This is a genomic window from Bacillus cihuensis, assembly GCF_000504145.1.
Classification (GTDB): Bacteria; Bacillota; Bacilli; order Bacillales; family DSM-1321; genus Peribacillus; species Peribacillus huizhouensis.
Genome location: NZ_KI632497.1, coordinates 412,981 through 429,906 on the forward strand (window position 1 = coordinate 412,981; position 16,926 = coordinate 429,906).

15 protein-coding genes are annotated in these 16,926 nt (G+C 37.0%); 2 read left to right on the plus strand and 13 right to left on the minus strand.

Features of this window, described 5'->3' with window-relative positions:
• Nucleotides 1-202 precede the first annotated feature (202 nt).
• Genes V179_RS0120200 through V179_RS0120210 form a run of 3 tightly spaced genes read right to left on the minus strand, consistent with a single transcriptional unit; the run spans nucleotide 203 to nucleotide 3,108 of the window.
• Nucleotides 203-733 carry a GNAT family N-acetyltransferase gene (locus V179_RS0120200; RefSeq protein WP_028393074.1) on the minus strand — a complete coding sequence of 177 codons (531 nt, stop codon included), beginning with the start codon at nucleotides 731-733 and terminating at the stop codon, nucleotides 203-205.
• Nucleotides 734-751: 18 nt separating this feature from the next.
• The gene (locus V179_RS0120205; RefSeq protein ID WP_028393075.1) at nucleotides 752-2,089 is read right to left on the minus strand and encodes an LLM class flavin-dependent oxidoreductase; all 1,338 of its coding nucleotides are present in this window, start codon (nucleotides 2,087-2,089) and stop codon (nucleotides 752-754) included.
• A 14-nt stretch (nucleotides 2,090-2,103) separates the two neighbouring features.
• Complete coding sequence (locus V179_RS0120210) at nucleotides 2,104-3,108, minus strand: LLM class flavin-dependent oxidoreductase (protein WP_028393076.1); 1,005 nt, start codon at nucleotides 3,106-3,108, stop codon at nucleotides 2,104-2,106.
• A 360-nt stretch (nucleotides 3,109-3,468) separates the two neighbouring features.
• Between V179_RS0120210 and V179_RS0120215 the strand changes: the two genes are divergently transcribed.
• Nucleotides 3,469-4,860, plus strand: coding sequence for an amino acid permease (locus tag V179_RS0120215; RefSeq protein ID WP_028393077.1), 1,392 nt, complete (start codon nucleotides 3,469-3,471; stop codon nucleotides 4,858-4,860).
• Between the two features lie 474 nt (nucleotides 4,861-5,334).
• On the opposite strand, the gene V179_RS0120220 is transcribed toward V179_RS0120215, so the two are convergent.
• The 7 genes from V179_RS0120220 to V179_RS0120250 form a co-directional block, all read right to left on the minus strand.
• Complete coding sequence (locus V179_RS0120220; RefSeq protein ID WP_028393078.1) at nucleotides 5,335-7,047, minus strand: adenine deaminase C-terminal domain-containing protein; 1,713 nt, start codon at nucleotides 7,045-7,047, stop codon at nucleotides 5,335-5,337.
• A 17-nt stretch (nucleotides 7,048-7,064) separates the two neighbouring features.
• The gene (locus tag V179_RS0120225; RefSeq protein WP_028393079.1) at nucleotides 7,065-8,129 is read right to left on the minus strand and encodes an ABC transporter ATP-binding protein; all 1,065 of its coding nucleotides are present in this window, start codon (nucleotides 8,127-8,129) and stop codon (nucleotides 7,065-7,067) included.
• A gap of 16 nt (nucleotides 8,130-8,145) precedes the next feature.
• Entirely contained in the window at nucleotides 8,146-8,934 is a 789-nt protein-coding gene (locus V179_RS0120230) for an ABC transporter permease (protein ID WP_028393080.1), read from the minus strand.
• A gap of 6 nt (nucleotides 8,935-8,940) precedes the next feature.
• Nucleotides 8,941-9,762 carry an ABC transporter permease gene (locus V179_RS0120235; protein WP_028393081.1) on the minus strand — a complete coding sequence of 274 codons (822 nt, stop codon included), beginning with the start codon at nucleotides 9,760-9,762 and terminating at the stop codon, nucleotides 8,941-8,943.
• A gap of 22 nt (nucleotides 9,763-9,784) precedes the next feature.
• Nucleotides 9,785-10,711, minus strand: a complete 927-nt coding sequence (locus tag V179_RS0120240) for a nucleoside hydrolase (protein ID WP_028393082.1) — start codon at nucleotides 10,709-10,711, stop codon at nucleotides 9,785-9,787.
• Between the two features lie 18 nt (nucleotides 10,712-10,729).
• Complete coding sequence (locus tag V179_RS0120245) at nucleotides 10,730-11,773, minus strand: ABC transporter substrate-binding protein (protein WP_028393083.1); 1,044 nt, start codon at nucleotides 11,771-11,773, stop codon at nucleotides 10,730-10,732.
• A gap of 176 nt (nucleotides 11,774-11,949) precedes the next feature.
• Nucleotides 11,950-12,294, minus strand: a complete 345-nt coding sequence (locus V179_RS0120250; RefSeq protein ID WP_034302217.1) for a hypothetical protein — start codon at nucleotides 12,292-12,294, stop codon at nucleotides 11,950-11,952.
• A gap of 468 nt (nucleotides 12,295-12,762) precedes the next feature.
• On the opposite strand from V179_RS0120250, the gene V179_RS0120255 reads away from it, so the two are divergent.
• Nucleotides 12,763-13,299 carry a hypothetical protein gene (locus V179_RS0120255; protein ID WP_028393085.1) on the plus strand — a complete coding sequence of 179 codons (537 nt, stop codon included), beginning with the start codon at nucleotides 12,763-12,765 and terminating at the stop codon, nucleotides 13,297-13,299.
• A 190-nt stretch (nucleotides 13,300-13,489) separates the two neighbouring features.
• Here the strand turns inward: V179_RS0120255 and V179_RS30230 are convergent, their stop codons facing one another.
• The 3 genes from V179_RS30230 to pbp4b form a co-directional block, all read right to left on the minus strand.
• Nucleotides 13,490-13,642, minus strand: coding sequence for a YpzG family protein (locus V179_RS30230; protein ID WP_084552446.1), 153 nt, complete (start codon nucleotides 13,640-13,642; stop codon nucleotides 13,490-13,492).
• A gap of 106 nt (nucleotides 13,643-13,748) precedes the next feature.
• Complete coding sequence (locus V179_RS0120265) at nucleotides 13,749-15,221, minus strand: nicotinate phosphoribosyltransferase (protein WP_028393086.1); 1,473 nt, start codon at nucleotides 15,219-15,221, stop codon at nucleotides 13,749-13,751.
• 147 nt (nucleotides 15,222-15,368) lie between these two features.
• On the minus strand, nucleotides 15,369-16,754 hold the full coding sequence (pbp4b, locus tag V179_RS0120270) for a penicillin binding protein PBP4B (protein ID WP_084552447.1): 1,386 nt from the start codon (nucleotides 16,752-16,754) through the stop codon (nucleotides 15,369-15,371).
• Between the last annotated feature and the right edge of the window lie 172 nt (nucleotides 16,755-16,926).

The following is a 16,926-nucleotide window of genomic DNA, read 5'->3' on the forward strand; positions in this document are numbered from 1 at the left end:
CTCAAACTCCTTTGTCTTTAACAATTTATTAGGCTGTTTTCGTATACTTTTTTGCTTTTAAATTATATTTACACTACTATCCCGGGTTGATTTCCGTTTAGGTACTCGCACCTTCCACTACAATTAATATCTGCTCAAATTTGCTACTTGCTAAAAACAACAATCTTCACAAAAGAATCCATTTATTAACAGACTCTCCAGATTAATTCGCTGCTCGAACATCTTCTTGTTTTTCCGTTTTATTATCTTTGTACTCAGGTAACAAGCTTTTCCTCATGAATACACCAATTTGCCCGTCTCCATGAGTTGTTTCGAAAATTTGTTCATATCCTCTTCGTTCATACATCGAAACAAGCCATGGATGTCTCGGTGATGTCCCCAGGCCAACCGCCGACTGATTCAGCTGATCACGAATAACCACTTCTTCTACCCAATCCAAGATTTTCTTCCCGTAGCCAAATCCTTTATAATTAGGATCAACAGCAAACCACCAAACACAGGTTAAATCAGGAACTTCAGCAAATGTTCTTACCGTAACTGTAGCTATGATGATTCCATCCTTTTCTAATACATAGCAAGAAAAGTCCGTGATATTTTTTTTAACTAACTCAATATCCGCTGTTGCTGCAGGCCACTTTATATCCAGCTCTCGAATCGGTTTGTATGCTCTCAAAGTTACATGCAATAATCTTTCTGCATCATCTAAAGTTGCCAAACGAATAATTTCCGTCATATGATTCATCCTTTCTAATTACGCATTATTTATTACCTCGTCTCTTTCATACCGATTCCGAGGGATTTTCAATCCTAAGTTTCCTCTTAACGTATCACTCTCATACTCAGTTCTGAACAAGCCACGTTTCTGTAGAATCGGCAGTACATGTTCAACAAAATCAGTTAATCCGTCAGGTAAAACAGGACCACTTAACATAAAACCATCCGCCGCACCCGCTTCGAACCATGTTTGAATTAGATCTGCGATTTTTTCTGGTGTTCCGATAAAGCTTGTTTTTGGAGAAGTAACACGCAAAGCAACTTCCCTTAATGTTAAATGTTCTTGTTTCGCCATTTCTTTAATTCGATCTGTTGTGCTTTGAAAACTATTCTTTCCGATATCCCCAAGCTCTGGGAATGGTTCGTCTAGCGAATATTGCCTAAAATCAAAATGGTCGAAATACCGTTCTAAATAATTAAGCGCATCGTCTATTGAAATAAGATTGGCAATTTCCAAATATTTTTGATAAGCTTCTTCATCCGTTTTCCCAATGATTGGCGAGATTCCTGGGAAAATTAATATCTCATCAGGCGAGCGTCCGTTCGCCATGGCTCTTGCTTTAACGTCTCGATAAAACTCTACCGCTTGCTCAATTGATTCGTGCGCAGTGAATACAGCATCAGCCTCTCTCGCAGCTAAATCTTTACCGGGTTCAGATGATCCTGCCTGAAAAATAACAGGCTGCCCTTGCTTAGATCGTGAAATGTTTAATGGACCATCAACAGAAAAATATTTCCCTTTATGATGTAATCGATGCATTTTTTCAGGCTCGAAGAACACCCCTGTTTCTCTATTACGAATAAAGGCATCATCTTCCCAAGAATCCCAAAGTCCTTTTGTTACCTCAAGAAATTCAGTAGCAATTAAATAACGCTCCCCATGTGCTGGGTGCTCGCCTTTTCCATAATTAAGTGCTGAACCTTCTAATGGTGAAGTTACTGCATTCCAGCCAGCTCGGCCATCGCTTAATATATCTAAAGAAGCAAACTGACGGGCCACTGTGAATGGCTCACTATAGGAAGTGGAAAGTGTTCCAACTAAACCAATTTTCGAACTGACCGCAGCTAGTGCAGATAATATTGTCAGCGGCTCGAATCGATTTAGAAAATGTGGCAGTGACTTTTCATGAATGTATAATCCATCTGCGACAAAAGCCAAATCCAACTTAGCTGCCTCTGCCTTTTCAAGTAGTTGTTTATAAAATTTGAAATTCACACTTGCATCGATAGTTGCATTTGGATGTCTCCACGAAGCCATATGCCCCCCTGCTCCATGGAGCATAACACCTAATTTAAGCTGTCTTTTTTTAGTCAAAGAGCTTACCCCCTTTAGTTTTGAACTGTAATATCGGAAAATGCTTCTTTAAGTAATACAATTGATTCTAAACGTTTTTCAAAATTGGCAACTGGTGTCACAATCATAATTTCGTCCGGATTATAAGTCTCCTGAATATCAAAAAGCTTCTTACGAATTGTTTCCTTCGATCCATACAGGATATTGGCTTCTTGAACACTTATTGTACACTCCTCTTTTGATTGTTGAACAAATTGCTCAGCATGTTCACGGCTAGTAAACGTCAACGATTTCCCATTTGCAAAATGAATCTTCACTACTTCCATCGACTTGATAAGAGATTGTGCAACCTCATCGGTTTCAGCTACTACAACGGATAAGGCAAGAATAAAAGTTGGTGGAAAGTCTCCATTCCAATGAGTTCGATACTCTGTAATAGCATCTATTAATAAAGAATCACCACTATTAAAGAAATGAGCAAATACATATGATAATTTAGATTCAGCAGCTAGTTGTGCACTAGCACCACTTGCTCCCAATAAAAATAAATCTGCCGGCCTTTTAACTGCGGGAACTGCTCTTAATTCAGTTCGCTCATTTTCCTCTCGCAACTCATTACTTATGAATCGATTTAAACCTTGAAGTTTTTCTTCAAAACTGAGAGTTGAGTCCCCCTGCTGTAATGCTTCCGTTGAATTAGGTAGCCCACCTGGACCTTTTCCCACACCTAAATCTACTCTTCCAGGTGCTAAAGCGGCTAAAACATTAAATGTTTCAGCTACTTTATAAGGGCTGTAATGCTGAAGCATCACACCTCCTGAACCAATTCGAATGGTATTAGTCCTTGCTAATAAGTAGGATACTAACACCTCTGGTGCTGAGCCTGCCACCAAATCAGAATTATGATGTTCTGATACCCAGAACCGATAATACCCAAGCTGCTCTGCTTTTTGAGCTAGCTTCACTGTATCGCGTAGCGCAACCTCTGCCCCACCGTCTTCAATTGGACTTTGATCTAAAATACTTAATTTTACGTTCAATTTATGATCCTCCTTCTAAAAAACGAAAAGGCACCCTCTATTCATCAAAATGGATAGAGGGTGCCTTTAGTTGACTAATCGGCGCCTTTTGCTAAAATATATAATTCTTATCTGTAAACTTGGTTTTAATATTAATACCTAATATAATGCATGATTATTCCCTTGTCAATATAAAATTATTAATTTTCTGAATAAATTATTTTCTTCCCTTTATCAATTTATCACTTTACCAAACTAAATTATTTAAGTATAATTTTGATATAGAACGATATTGATAAGAATAGAATATGAATCAAAGATCACTACATGTGATTTTCACTATAACTTCAAGAATCATTAACAGCAGAGAGGTCGTTTGGTATGAATCAAAAAAAATGGGGACTTTTTATCATAACAGCTTTTGTAATTGGAAATATGGTAGGTGGAGGAATCTTCATGCTTCCTGCCAACCTAGCACAAGTATCAAGTGCACTCGGAGCAACACTGGCTTGGGGAATTACTGGAATTGGAGTATTGATGATTGCGCTTGTGTTTGGGAATTTAGCCATCAGGAAGCCTAATCTTAAGGCCGGGCCACAAAGCTATGCGCAAGCTATTTTTTCTTCTCCTAGTAAAGGAAGAGTTGCTGGCTATAGTATGGCTTGGGGGTATTGGGCGGCTAACTGGGCGGCAACAGCTTCAGTAATCATTGCATTTGCAGGTTACTTGTCTACCTTTTTTCCGGTTTTACAAAGTACCAAAATTATTTACTCTACAGCTAGTTTTAACCTTGAACTCGGCAAAACGTTAACGTTTGTCATATGCTCATTGGTCCTTTGGGGCATCCATACAATAACAGTTAGCAGCTATAACGGAGCAGGGAAAATAAATTTCATTGCCACGCTTACAAAAGTGATTGGCTTTGCCTTTTTTATCTTTATCACTCTCTTTATCTTTGATTCGAGCAACCTATCGAGCGGTGGTGAATTCCAAGATTCAAAAGGTACGGTTCTATCATTAGGAAGTCAAATTAACGCAGCGGCCATCTCCACTCTTTGGGCCTTCATTGGTGTTGAAGCTGCAGTTATGCTTTCTAATCGAGCAAAATCACAATGGGATGTAAAGAAAGCAACGATACTAGGACTCATTATTGCAGTTGCGATTTATATCGGAATTACGCTTTTAACAATGGGCGCACTTCCTCAAGATGCATTGCGTGAATCTTCACGTCCACTTGTCGATGCACTATCCGGAGCAATTGGGAATGAAGGTGTCTATTTAATGGCGGCACTTGCCATCATTTCCCTACTAGGATCTACGATCGGATGGGTTATGGTAAGTTCTGAAGTGCCTTACCAAGCTGCCAAAGTTGATTTGTTTCCAGCTTTCTTTGCTAAAACTAATAAAAAAGGGAGCCCTGTTCGGTCATTAACTGTCACAAATTTATTAACTCAGTTGTTCTTATTTTCAACTATATCAGGTACCATTACCGAAGCATATAGTTTCGCGATGGTTGTAGCAACACTTGCTTATTTAATTCCTTATCTAGTTTCAGCCATTTATCAATTGAAACTAGTCATTACTGGAGAAACTTATGATATCATCAAAGGTTCAAGAGTTCGCGATGGAATAATCACTGCCTTCGCCTTAGTTTATTCCATATGGGTGATTAAAACAGGAACAGCAGATATGATCACATTTATGTTGGGAATTGGCTTGTTTGTCATAGGTTTACTGCTTTATCCATTCGTCATGAAAAAGCGAGCCATTTAATTTTGAGGTTGCCCTTTGGGTCAACCTCTTTTTTCATAACACAATTAATTGAAGCTGGAGCCATAAACCTTGTTTTCGCATTTTTCCATAAATCCGGTTATCTTTTTAATATTTGAAAAGACGGTGAGATGAGTTATTGCGTAAATTCGACTCCGGCACGCAAATTGCAATTCTCGCTCGAAAAGTGCTGATTCCGGCGCGCAAACCGACGAAACTGGCGCGAATAGTAGTCGATCTGGCACGCAAATTTCATTTCCGGCTCGTAATAAACTTAGATAGGAAATTTAACTTAAATTCATTGTTATATTCCCACGGTTAACTACATTTTTTTCACGTATTATCTATTAATTTTCCTACCTTAATGAATATTCCTTAATGATTCTGTTAAAACTTAGCCCCTCTTGCTTAGATCGGCCGATTTCCAACATCATCAAAAAATCCAACACCATTTAGCGGCTGTTGGATTTTTATTACTTATTGATTAATCACAAGTGGAACAAATTTCCCTTCATTGACTGAAATCAAACCACGATCTGTTATTTTTATAGCTGGACTTACAGGTAGTGATAAGGTGCTTATAGACATGATGACATTATAATGCTTATAACCTAATGATTTCAGAGTAAGCGTTAGATGATCCACCTGCTCAGCAAGGATTTCTAATGGCTCCTCAGAAAGTATTCCACCAACTGGAAGCGGTACTCTTGATAAAACTTCACCATTCTCAACACAACAAATCCCACCTTGGCTACGGATTACTTCATTTGCTGCAAGGACCATATCTTCTACTTTATGACCGATAACTAATAAATTATGATTATCGTGAGAATAGGTTGTAGCGATCGCCCCTCGCTTAATGATGTCTCCGCTTATCAAACCATGTGCTCGGTTTCCATTTTTCCCATATCGCTCAAACGTTGCAATTAATCCATACTCACTTCTCTCCCAATCGAGCTTCCGATCGGAAATGGATAGAGTATCATGAATTTCTTTTGTAAAAGTAGAACCGTCATTCACTTCGATAATCCGACAAGGATAACTACCATCTTCTAATTCCAACGGTACTTCAAAATCTTTCGCAGTTAACTCATTAAGCACGATACTGCGATAAAAGCTTTCCGGGAAGCACTTTTCACTTACCGTTTGCAGATAAGGTTGTTTATAGTGATAAACTTGTTCTCCATCTTTATAAACTTCTTCTATAGTAAACGATTCAAGATCTGAAACTAATAAAAAGTCGGCAATTTTTCCTGCTGCAATGATTCCTCGATCATGCATCTGCATCCTTTTCGCTGGCGTATACGTACATGCATAGATGGCTTTCTCTGGAGTCATGCCCATTTGAATTGCTTTCTTTAATAAATGATTCAATTGACCGTATTTCTGAAAATAATCCGGCATCACATCATCGGTTACAAAGCAAAAATGCTCAGCTACCGCTGTATTCGTTAAGAAATCAATGATTTCTTGGGTCATAGACTTTTCTTGAATTTCTAAAAACATCCCAGCTGCAATTCGTTGCTGCATCCCTTCAATCGTTTGATGGGTATGATCTGAATTAACACCTGCAACGATCATTTGCTGCAATTCCAAATCAAGTAGTTTAGGGACATGACCTTCGATAATTAAGTCAGGATAATTTGTTTTGATATGATTCAAAATCTGATTCGTTTTACATGTTGGGTCAGTAATCACATCATAAAAATTCATAATTTCACCTAAACACTTCATCTCACCCGTTTGCAACAATTCATCTATATCTTCAATTTCGATACTGCCACCTGTTGTCTCCATCGTTGTCGCTGGTACTGAACTTGGGATGGCATAGAACATATCTGCTACACAGTTACGACTAGCTTTCATCATTTCCTTCACACCAGAGACACCAAAGACATTCGCCATTTCATGCGGTTCTGGTACAATCGTTGTTACCCCATTTTTGATGATTCCATAAGAGAAGGTAGCTGGTGTAACCATCGTGCTTTCGATGTGCAAATGAATATCGATTAAACCTGGAATGATATATTTTTCTTTAGCATCCATGACTTTGTCAGTAGAAAAAAATTCTTGGCCTCGTTCACCAATATAATAGAATTTCCCTTCGACTATCGCTACATTACTTGGCATGAATTTTTTTAAATAACTATTATAAACGTTGGCATTCGTAATTAGCATATCTATTTTCAACCAGTTCACCCCCTGTCTTATTTAACAAGTACCATGTTGTTCGCTGGAAATTCGAGAATAACTTCCTCGCCAACTTGATAAGGTACAAGCATTTCTTGATTGATTGTAAAATCCCCAATTGGCGTTTCAACAATAAATTGATAGCTTCTTCCTAAATACGTTCTTATCTTCACTTTTCCAGGCAGTTCATTTTTTCCTGCAGTTACAGATTCTTTTAAAGGACGAATCACTATATTATCAGGACGAATTGCACCGGTTTTCCCGTCCGTACTTTTAATCGCTTTATTTTTTTGAACGATAAATGTAAAGCCTGACTTTGTTAGTTCTATTTCATTTTCATGTATTTTTTGGTCTTCGAATTCAATAAAGTTTTTAAAACCGATAAAGTCTGCGACAAATTTCGTCTTCGGATAATTATAGATCGTAGCTGGGTCACTTAATTGTTCAATAATTCCTTTATTCATGATTGCCACTTGATCTGAGATCGCGAAACATTCCTCTTGGTCATGAGATACGTAAACCGTTGTGATGCCAAGCTCTTGCTGAATACGGCGAATTTCAATCCGCATATTTTCACGGAGATTGGCATCAAGATTACTAAGTGGCTCATCGAAAAGCAATAAATCTGGTTCAATGACAAGTGCTCTTGCGATAGCAACACGCTGTCTCTGACCGCCTGAAAGTTCTTTCGGATAACGTTTTTCAAATCCGCTAAGATTGACTATTTCTAACACGCTTGCTACTTTTTTTTCTATTTCACTTTTGGAAGCCTTTCTAAGTCGAAGTCCGAAAGCTACGTTATCGAAAATTGTTAAATGAGGAAATAGTGCATAGTTTTGAAAGACAAAGCCAAAATTTCGTTTGTTAACCGGCACTTTTGTATAATCCTTACCTTTATATAAGAACTTGCCATTATTTGATTCAAGGAAACCAGCAATTAATCGAAGGGTTGTCGTTTTTCCGCAGCCACTTGGCCCAAGTAAAGAAATAAACTTTCCTTCTTCAATTTCTAAATTAAAATCTTGCAAAATATTTTGTTTATTGTATGCAACTGATATGTTTTCTAAAGTGAATAAAGCCATTGACTTGATGCCCCCGTTATCGTTTAGTGAAATAAGATAAGCCCATTAACCGCTCAACAATGAACATAAAGAACGCCGTAATAATCATCAGCAGTACCGATATTGCTGCAACTGTTGGATCAAAGTACGTTTCAACATAAGTTAGCATTTGTATCGGAAATGTACTGACCCCTGGTCCAGTCATGAACACGGAAATATCAACATTATTGAATGATTCTAGAAACGCAATCATAACTGCCGCGATAATTCCTGACTTAATATTAGGCAGAACAACCTGAATGAATGTCCCAATCTTGCTTGCACCCAAGCTATGTGCTGCTTCTTCAATAGAGAAATCGAAGGTCGACAAACTTGATGATACTACGCGGATAACAAATGGAAGCATAATAATTGTATGACCGATAAATAAACCTGCATAAATCGGTAATTGGTAGGTTGTAACAATATAACGCAAAAACGTAAATCCTAAAACGATACCTGGAATCAAAATCGGTGAAATAAAGACAGCATTCAAGACGGCTTTACCTTTAAAATCAAATCTGGATAATGCATAAGCAGCTGGAACTCCAAGTACTAACGCTAGAAGATTTCCTGCTAATGAGACAATAATGGATGTCTTAAAAGTTGTTAAGAACATACTTACTTTAAAAATATTTTCATACCATTTAAACGAAAAAGTCTCGATAGGAAATTTCAGAACACTTCCGCCTTCAAAAGATGTAACGGAAATGATGAGCAAAGGCCCTAGTAAAAAAACAAATACAAGGAACGTAAAAACAGCCAGTCCTCGGTTTTTTTCCTTCATACAACTTTACCCCTTTGGATTTATTTTATATGCGATTTGGTTCATCGTTATGGTGACCAATAAAGTGACAACGATCATAATTGTCGCAACGATTGCAGCTGTATGCCAGTCATTTAATGTCGTTGCATTTTGATAAAGAAATGTGGAAATAACTCGTTGTTTCCCTCCCAATAAAGCTGGAGTAGTATACGCAGTAAAGCTGCCGACAAAAACGAGAATACTTCCGATTACAAGTCCGGGCATGGACAGCGGCAGAACAACTTTCGCAAAAACGCCTAGTCTAGATGCACCTAAGCTTTCTGCTGCCTTTAATAAATCTTCGTCCATATTTTCCATCACACCGACTAACGTGATGATAATTAATGGCAGAAATAAATGAACAAGACCAATAATGATCGCAGTAGGGGTGTATAAAATATTTAATGGTTCATTTATAAGACCGATATTTAGTAAAAGCTTGTTAAGTACACCATTCTTCCCAATTATAATCATCCAGCTGAATGAGCGGACCACCGAGCTAGTAAGAAGCGGGAAAATAGAAAGTAATAATAAGAGTACCTTCGTCCTTGTTCCAACTTTAGAAATATAGTAAGCAACTGGAAAGCCTAACAAGATACAAATAAACGTTGTTATAAGGCTAACTTTAAGCGTTGTAAGTAAAATACCAATGAAATACTTATCTTGGAAGTAGTGCAAATATCCATCAAAGCTGAAGCTGCCTTCATTAATAAATGTTGATCCAATCGTTAATAAGATTGGTATCACCATAAAAATTGTTAAAAATATTACTCCTGGTAATAATAACAGGTAAATATTACGGTTTTTCATTTTATCCTCCCGGCAACGAACATTAAGAATTTATCACTTCATGAAATAGCGTAATAAAAGCTTTATCATCTACTTCTAAACAAACATCAAGATTAGCTGGTTTTCCTAACCTATTTTGAAAATCACAAACCGTTTGTCCATCACATAATTCACTGCTTGTTTCTACATCTACATAATATTTCTTTTTTGACACAATATTAGTGTCTATAGCAACGGCGACTGCAAGAGGATCATGCATAACAGCACCATGAATATGATTCCGTTCAAAATATCTTTGCCGATAATCTTTCGTGCTTTCTTTAATATAGGAAGCAAGAACCGGATTTTGAATGGCATCCATATGCTCTTCAGTTAGGAGCACTTTTCTGGTCACATCTAAACCAACTAAAGTCAAAGAAGGAAAACCAGCATGAAACACAATTTTGGCCGCTTCTGGATCAGTATACATATTATACTCAGCTGTCGGTGTGACATTGCCAAAGTCCTTTACAACACCGCCCATGAAGATGACCTCTTTTACAAATCTCGTGATCTCTGGACACTTCTTCACAGCAAGAGCTAAATTAGTAAGAGGCGCTGTCATTACCAGAGTTACCTCCCCTGGAAAGCTCAAAATCGAGTTAATAATAAAATCAGGACCAAACCCTTCATCAGGCTTTTTTTGAGGATTCATATCCTTCAATGCTCCACCAATTCCATCTTCTCCATGGATGCGATGTTCAAAATAAGGGGTTCTTATTAGTGGAGAAGAAGCCCCCATAATCACAGGGACATCCACTCCTACTAATTCTACAATTTTACATGTATTAACAGTTGCTGCTTCTAACGATACATTTCCATTAACAGTCGTAATACCAAGCACATCCATCTGCCTGCTCTTTAACGCAAGCAAGATTCCAATGGCATCGTCCACTCCTGTATCAACATCAAGAATGACTTTTTTAGACATAGTAAGCACCTCAAATTCTTATTGAGCTAATTCTTTATTCCAACGATCAATCCATTGTTTTGAGTTTTTATTCACATATTTCATATCAAGGATATTCAAGCTATTAATAACATCTTCACCATACGTTAGTCCTTTAGCATCTTCTTCTGATAATTGAACTTTCGTATTAACTGGTGAATCGATTTTTGCTTTTGCTGATTTTTCTTGAACTTCTTTACTTAAAAGATAATTAATAAATTCTTCTGATAGTTCTTTTTGATCGCTATCTTTGACAATATTCACTGTATTCATGACCGCATATCCGCCTTCTTTAGGTGAAACAAATTTAGCATTTGGAACAGCTTCTTGTAATTGCGCAAAGTACATTTCCATGATTGGTCCACCTGCGATTTCACCTTGTGCAAACATGTTTACGAATTCAGAAGTTTGGCCATATTCCTTAAGAACATTTGGCATAAGCTCTTTTAATTTTGTAAAAGCACCATCTTCATTAAACTCTGTATTTCCACTTACTTTAGAAGCAGCATCTAAAAACATCGGTCCTGTCGTCGATGTAATTCCAGGAATCGTTATTACTCCACCAAGATCTTTATTCCATAAATCAGCCCATGAAGTAATTGGTTTCTTTACCTCGTCAGGATTATACGCAATGCCGAATTGAGCGATTGTGTAAGCTGGTCCATAATCTTTACCTAATGGAGCTTTTGCCATCTCATAGATATTTTCAACATTTGGAATGACGCTATGATCAAGTTTCTCGAACAATCCGTCTTGAATGCCTTGCTCAGCATAATAGTCAGATAGATAAATGACATCGACATCCGAATTTCCTTGGCGGATTTTGTTTAAACGATCCGCATTATTCCCAGTGTCCAAAACAATTTCAACATTATGTTCTTTCTCAAATGGTTTATACACTTCTTCTCGAAAGAAATCTTCCGAAAATCCCCAAGTAGAAATAACTAATTTTTCTTTTTTCGAAGATGAATCTGATGAGGAACAAGCACTTAATGTTAAAGCTAATGCAGATACTAAAGTTAGATTTTTGATAATTTTCTTCAAAATAAAAACTCCTATCATTTTTTATATTTTTTAAAGCAAGAAAAAAGGCAATCTTAAATAGAATAATGTTATTCTACCCAAGATTGCCTTTTCTTCGTAAACAAAGAAATAAATAATCATTTGGTTTATTATTTTGGCCTTTCTCCCAGATAAATCCGGTTGAAAATCCTATATTATCATGTTTCTCGTAAAACAATATTTGTAAAAGACTTTTGGGTGGCTGCATCATAATCTCTTAAGACAGCTTCAATATCCCATTTCGTTCTTTCTTCTAATTTCTGCCTTAATTTCTTCTTATAGAGAAGAGATAAATGAAAGTCGACTTCTTGCTTTAGGCTAGGTACTTCCCCTTCCAGCACAATCGATCGTGGTGCTCTACGATGTTTAGCCTGCAATGTAAGCACATTCGCTTCAATTGATACCTTCATGGAAAGCGTACCAATGCCGAATAATTCCTTTGAAACTTCATTATAAGCATGGGAAAGTAATTTCTTTGTTTCGTTATTGTTGCTTGGGAAAATATTTATCACCCCTGCAGTTCTTCGTTAATGATGATTATACATACTATTAATCCTATTTTCAATATAATGTTCGTATTATTTATCATTTTTTTTTAATCCACACTATTTTTTTATATATACCCAGTCAAATACGAATAAACAGCCATTTTTTTCAAAATTCTGGATTGGCAAATCCATTCATTATCAAAAAAATCCATTCTATATATTATTTAAATATAACTAAAATAATTACTATTTAACTAGTAATCCCCTTTCATACTATCCGCCCTTAGCGCTAAGCCAATAAAGTAGCACAGTAAAATTTCCTCATTTTTACATATAATTAGGAATATTATGTAAATTAACTTATTTTTGCATTATAATAGAAGCAAGGAGGTATTTTAAAGGGAATTATAAAAAAAGAGCAGTTTCCTTTCACTTAAAGGTAGTTCATTTCAGGCTACGAATAGAAGAGGAGTATGATGGCAAATGCAAAAGGATAATAAAAACCTTGTCATTCTCTCGTCGTCCATTGTCTTGTTAGTCGTATTGAACTTTCCTTCATCCGCTGTTTACTCAAATGATTTCATAACTTCCGAACCGATCGAATCCGCCTTAGAACTGGCCAGCCACTCAGATATCGAACAAGCAAAAGCTCTAGTCGCAAAAGCTTTGACTATGAATGAAAATGCGACTTATACACTCAATCATGAACAAGCCTCATTACTTGGCTATACTGAGGATCAAGTCAACCAATTAACTGAAGTATTCGAATCATTTACACCGGAAGAAGTTGCCTATATAAACGAACAAATCTCAGCTAAACCAGTTGATATACCGCTCATCCCTATTGACTTAAGTGAACTAATAGCCATATTGACCGCCTTAGGATTAGCAGGAATTGCCCAACAATTTTTACTTGAATTATACAAAAATGGCCTCACACAAGCATGTAAAAGATTTTCGAGACGAAACAAATATCTTAAAAATTTTTGCAAAAACAATAAATATCCAACGTCCATGTAAAAAAAACGAAAGCACGATGACTCCACTAACAACATATGACTAACTAAGAAGGTTGCTTACGCAAAAAATTGACCAAACAAAAAAGAGGGTGTCCCCAAAAGGGTCTGACCTCGCACTACACAGGATATAGTAGTGGCGGGGGCTGACCCTTTTGTTATGGGACTGCCCTTACTCATTCTTCAGAATTCCTTTACCATCTGTGAGCCTTTGCATTAGTTCTTAAGATAAAGGTGTTTTGTGTCATTTCGGTATGTCCATTAACTTGAGATTTCGTACGCTTAGGTCTTGTCCAATTATGGTGAAACTGTTTTGAATGGGCATCAAGATGCTCTTTATAACTCATTCTGAATCACCTCATCATTAGTATAGGTTGTTCTGAAGATGCGTGATATTACGAGAATATCCTTTAAAGTATTTGTCACTTCTCTTGAAATCATACAAAGTTCTTCTTATATATCTTTGAATCCTTCTGTCACTTTTGTTTTGACTTCTTCAATGCAACGCATCTTTGTATCCCAGCATTCTTGACTTAAATCAACTGGATATTTTTCTGGATGCAGAGAACGCTTATACTCAGACCATAATTCATCTAAATTTCGCGCCAACTTTTTTTGAATAGCTTGTAGTTCCGGAATTTCATATACCACTTTCCCATTCACCATGACCGGAATTTGCAGTTCTCTTGCTTCGAAACTCGTTATAAATTTACTAATGTATGTGTGAACCGGATCAAACATCTTTAGGCGTTCCTCTGCTCCTGGATTTTCATCATCCATTGCGATGTATTCCCCTTCTGCTTTTCCATTCATTGTATTGATGATTCGATATACTCTTTTTAAGCCTGGTGTTGTGACTTTCTCAGGGTTTGCAGATATTTTTATTGTATTAGTTAACTCTCCTGATTCGTTTTCGATTGCGACAAGTTTATAAACTGCACCTAAAGCTGGTTGTTCGTATGCCGTGATTAATTTAGTTCCAATTCCCCACGTATCAATCCGCGCCCCCTGTGCTTTTAAGTTCATAATTGTATATTCGTCTAAATCGCTAGATGCTGTTATTTTCGCCTCAGTGAACCCAGCATCATCCAACATTCTTCTCGCTTCCTTCGATAAATAAGCGAGATCGCCACTATCTAGACGAATCCCCTTAAAGTTTATTTCATCTCCAAGTTCCTTAGCTACTCGTATCGCGTTTGGTACACCAGATTTAAGTGTATCGTACGTATCAACAAGAAAAACACAGTCTTTATGACTCTGTGCATATTTATGAAAGGCGATATATTCATCTTTATAAGCTTGAACCATCGCATGTGCATGAGTGCCAGCTACTGGAATTCCAAATTTTTTACCTGCTCTTACATTACTCGTTGCATCAAAACCACCAATGAAGGCGGCACGTGTTCCCCAGAGGGCGGCATCCATTTCTTGGGCTCTGCGGGAACCGAACTCCAAAGCCTGTTCATCACCGATCACTTGCTTAATTCTTGATGCCTTTGTCGCAATCAACGTTTGGTAATTAACGATGTTTAGCAATGCGGTTTCCACGAGCTGTGCTTCAGCTAAAGGAGCTTCTATGCGGATGAACGGTTCATTACCAAAAACTAATTCTCCCTCTTCCATCGACTTTACTGTGCCAGTAAATTTCAAGCTTTCTAAATAGGATAGGAACTCTTCTGGATAGCTCATTTCATGACGTAAGTACTCGATATCACTCGATGTAAATGCAAAGTTTTGTAAATAAGAAAGAGCCTTTTCCAACCCAGCAAATACAGCATAGCCATTTCCAAATGGCAATTTCCGAAAAAATAATTCAAACACTGATCTTCGATTATGAATCTGATCCTGCCAATACGTTTGAATCATATTAATCTGATATAAATCAGTATGTAACGCTAAACCATCATCATTATAGTGTTTTTTCATTTTATCTTTCCTCCAGCTTTTTAGTTCCTTCCCCTATTGTGGTCCACTTCTTACATATTCAATACAAGAATATCGATGTCCTTTTATATCTAGTTACATTTAGTTTTTGTTTCTAGAAGTTCATGTCCGAATAAAGAAGCTTCTCCATCAATTTAATGCTTCATAAATCTTGCTGATAACACTGCCATACGTACTTATGTTATACATATCCCCATAAAACCAATTTGAATCAAAAAGATGATCAATAACAGGCGAATGCTTCTTGTTAGTTAAAAGAGCAATTGCCAGATTATTTTCCCGATCAATGACGGTTATTGTACCTGTCCATCCAGTATGACCTATTACCTTATCACTTGCGTACTCACCAAACATCCAATTCATACTTTCATCTCCATTAATCCTCCACCCAAGACCAAATGTCGGATTCCGTTCTGATGGAGTTGTAAATATGTCAATCGTTTCTTTATCGAACAACTTTGTATCTCCATATCCCCCATTATTCAGCATAACTTGAAGCAGTATTGCAAGATCGTGCGTATTACTAAACAGTCCTGCATGTCCCGAAACTCCATCCATTGAATAATAGGCATTTTCATCATGTACTTCTCCCTGCAGGGTGTGCGTTCTCATATTAGGAAACGTTCGAAGGCCATCGCGAGTATTGCCGATTAGCTCGGTCGCTGCAAAATCATTTTCTTTGAAGCCTTTTTTTAACGGCGTAAAAACTGTATGTTTTAATCCAAGTGGCTTATATATCGTGTTTTCCACATATCGGTCTAGTTTTTGACCAGTCACTCTTTCTATAATAAATCCTAGGAGCATATAATCGATGTCACTATATATTTGAGATGTACCAGGGATAGATTGTAAAGGTGTTTTACTTATCTTATCTAACATCTCTTTACGGTCTTGTGTGTATAATTCCCCTGCCTGGTCAGGATTATAGTAATGAACGCTTGAAGGGAAACCTGCAATATGATGAAGTAGATCGACAATACGAAGTGTGCTCTTTTCTTTAATCACATCATTCGGCAAATCCTTAAACTCAGGGATATAATACTGAATAGGATCGTTTAGATTGATTTTCCCCTCGCTGACTAGTTTTTGAAGAGCATAATTAACCGCGTACATCTTCGTATTAGAGGCCAAGTCAAACATCGTATCCTCTTTCATTTTTTGCGGTCGTTTAAGAAAAGTAAGACCGTTGTATTTCTTTGCGTATCCATATGACGTGTTTCTCACTATTTTTCCATTTTTAATGATTATAAGTGCTGCTCCAGGGAAGCCCTTCCTAATTTCATTTTCGATATATGAATCAACTTCAGACAATTTTTTCGTAGAAAATCCTACATCTTCAGGTATTTTTATTGTAGAAAGTGTAGGATATTTACTTTTCTGAGGCTGATTATCTTCAGTCTGTTTTCTAACATCGAGGTTTTCCTTATGAATGGTTGATGAAATAGCTGGTGTACTTCTTAACGCAAATAGAAGAACCAATAGGACAAGTACTTTTTTAAACATGTTATATATCATATGCTTCATCCCCACTTCCACATTCAAAATGACTAATTTAACATCTTAGCTTCGAGAGATATTGTTGTAACATCCAATTCATACCCTTAAATTAATACAGAGTAAACTATAAAGTGAATCTTCAATCAGTGGGGATTCTTCATCTGCGTGACCCACATCCTGTGAAAGTCCG

Bases quoted from the DNA above. Each gene is read 5' to 3' on its own strand.
- V179_RS0120200 (WP_028393074.1), bottom strand. From the start codon at position 733: ATGACGGAAATTATTCGTTTGGCAACTTTAGATGATGCAGAAAGATTA.
- V179_RS0120215 (WP_028393077.1), top strand. From the start codon at position 3,469: ATGAATCAAAAAAAATGGGGACTTTTTATCATAACAGCTTTTGTAATT.
- V179_RS0120225 (WP_028393079.1), bottom strand. From the start codon at position 8,129: ATGGCTTTATTCACTTTAGAAAACATATCAGTTGCATACAATAAACAA.
- V179_RS0120230 (WP_028393080.1), bottom strand. From the start codon at position 8,934: ATGAAGGAAAAAAACCGAGGACTGGCTGTTTTTACGTTCCTTGTATTT.
- V179_RS0120235 (WP_028393081.1), bottom strand. From the start codon at position 9,762: ATGAAAAACCGTAATATTTACCTGTTATTATTACCAGGAGTAATATTT.
- V179_RS0120240 (WP_028393082.1), bottom strand. From the start codon at position 10,711: ATGTCTAAAAAAGTCATTCTTGATGTTGATACAGGAGTGGACGATGCC.
- V179_RS0120255 (WP_028393085.1), top strand. From the start codon at position 12,763: ATGCAAAAGGATAATAAAAACCTTGTCATTCTCTCGTCGTCCATTGTC.
- V179_RS30230 (WP_084552446.1), bottom strand. From the start codon at position 13,642: ATGAGTTATAAAGAGCATCTTGATGCCCATTCAAAACAGTTTCACCAT.
- V179_RS0120265 (WP_028393086.1), bottom strand. From the start codon at position 15,221: ATGAAAAAACACTATAATGATGATGGTTTAGCGTTACATACTGATTTA.
- pbp4b (WP_084552447.1), bottom strand. From the start codon at position 16,754: ATGATATATAACATGTTTAAAAAAGTACTTGTCCTATTGGTTCTTCTA.